The 2,321-nt window shown below is 61.8% G+C and carries 1 protein-coding gene; it reads left to right on the top strand.

What is annotated here, in order from left to right:
• Window positions 1–295 (top strand): NYN domain-containing protein (locus tag AC0L20_RS39450; RefSeq protein ID WP_473295580.1); only part of this gene is annotated, 295 nt, incomplete at its 5' end.
• Window positions 296–2,321: the final 2,026 nt, after the last annotated feature.

The following is a 2,321-nucleotide window of genomic DNA, read 5'->3' as shown; positions in this document are numbered from 1 at the left end:
CGCCGAGCACATCGACCAGATGGTGCTGTTCTCGGGCGACGGCGACTTCCGCTCTCTGGTCGAGGCCGTTCAGCGCCGCGGCGTGCGGGTCACCGTGATTTCAACGATCGCGAGCCAGCCGCCGATGATCGCCGACGAGCTGCGCCGGCAGGCCGACGTCTTCACCGACCTCGTCGAGCTGCAGTCCAAGCTCGGTCGCGACCCGTCCGAACGCCCCGCCCCGCGTGATCGTGAAGCGCGTGGACACATGCCAAAATTCTTGCAGGAGCCGAAGGGAAACGACCCACACGACTAGACCCTGAAGGCGGCGCCCGCATTCCGCAAGTGCGGATGGGCCGGTGGCATTTGTCGCTTTGAGATATCTCCGCGATGGCTCGATATCGCTTGCGTGAAAGGGGCGGCATCCGGCAACCTATCTTGCTGGCGAAGCGAACCTGCTGTGGCTCTGAAGAACCCCGACGCAATTGCCGTCATCGTGACCGCCCTCCGGCTGACTCACGGCGGCGAAGCTGCGCGAGCCATGCTGATCGGCGGCATGAGCTTGGCCGCCTGACAGAGGCGACGTTCTCCGCACCGGTCGAGCGACGCGATGCCGTTCGATACCTCAATTTGCACCTCGAACGTCCGCCAGCCGCTCGAATTCTGATCCTCCGGCGCGTTCCTTCAGCACAGAACGATAATTTCAACTCTCAGGCAGGGCATGCACCTGTAGGCATAGGCGGCGGGGAGGTTTGCAATTGCCGGCAGCGACGCGAGAAACTCCATTGGCCGCTGACATCTGTTGCAGATGAGGGTTGGTGCCTTGTCCGTGTCACCGCCGAGGGCCAATGCGGGTCCGCCAAAAGGTGAGAAGGGTAATTCCAATGGCCGGCGTTTACACCTCCGGACGGCTACCGGGCCGCCGCATCGAAAAAAGGCCCCGCCGGCGTGAGCCGCTATTGCTCCTGAACCGAGACTCAGTTCTGATTTCGGTCATTGCGGCTAAATTGCTTGCGGGAGGCGATCGTGACTGGCGAAGCCGGATGCACCGTTTGCAGCCAAGCTCGACTCCTCAAAGCTGTTTTCCCCGTCACCAAAGGCTACGAACTGAAGCGTTATGAATGCGCTAGTTGCGGCAGCGACCTGTGGCTAGTTACGAGAGTTTCCCGATCATCAGCGCCTAAGCAGCAAAGCGGAAGATCCCGACGAGGTACGCGGCTCAAGACCATCGAAGCCTTGAAAGGCGCCGGTCGTGCCGCAGCTAATCAAAAACCGAAAGCCCCGCCAGCGTGACGGGTCCCCGCAGTTTTTCCATTTCTGTACGATCAGCCGCGGCGTTCCGATTGCCATTGGAGAATGAGATTTCCCGTCCACCCGCAGGGCGGCCGCGACAGGGCACCATTATGATACCGATCGCTTAGACCTCCCTGGCGGTGTGAATTAACTCGCCGCCATGCCGACCTGCACCGGGGAAGCGACCCCGAAATCGCACGAAGCCATTTCCCGGCCCCGCGAAATCTTGCTGAAACAGAGGGGGTCGAAAGTGGCGTAATCGAACACGGGGATGCCACATGTTAGTCCTGATGAACCTGATCTGGCGGCGCCTTGCCTACACCATGCTGACCGCTATGCGGTCCAAGCTTGTGCGCCAATGACGAGAAGGGCGGCCGCGTAAGAAGGCATCCGTGCCGCGTCATGGACGGTCCGCCAGCCCGCCCCGGAGCCTTCCCCCTGGGCGCCAGGATTCAAGGAGCCGGCGGGCTCCGTACCAAAGGGTATCCGTTAGACTGGCAGCATCGAAGCCGCGACATTCGGGGCGATGCCACCCACTTCCATAGGCGCGCATTTCAGTGTGTGACTTAGCTTTCGGTCAGGTTTGCCAAAAAGCGGCCCCAGGACGGGAAAGACCTGAAGCCGAATACGTTCCCTGACCGCGCCAGGCCGACCGCTCGCCGCCACGACACTTGGATACCGGCATGCGGCATGCAGAAGGCACCTTCAGCGAGATGCGCGAGATGGGCCTACGCGATGTCCTGGTCCACTGCCATTGCGGCCATCACGTTGATCTAAGGGCCGATCGTTGGGCCGGACCACGTTCGCTTCTCTGATGTCGAGCCGCGGTTTGTGTGCGCCGGATGCGGCAACCGAGGGGCCGGGGTCAGACCGATTTCAGCAGCCGCAAGCCGCAGCCTCAAGCGCTCGTAGCCAATCCGTATTTTTCCCAAGACAAGGCGCCGCCAGCTTGCGTAATACGCGTTTACGCACTCGCGGCCCGACGCGTCCTTGTCCGGTAAGACGCGCCGGGCCTAACCATTCCCTGCTTTCCCCGTAAGGTTTGGCTG

It is taken from the genome of Bradyrhizobium sp. Kon58 (assembly GCF_055807455.1).
Note: the sequence above shows the minus strand (reverse complement) of the source record. Positions and strands in the feature narration are given on the sequence as shown.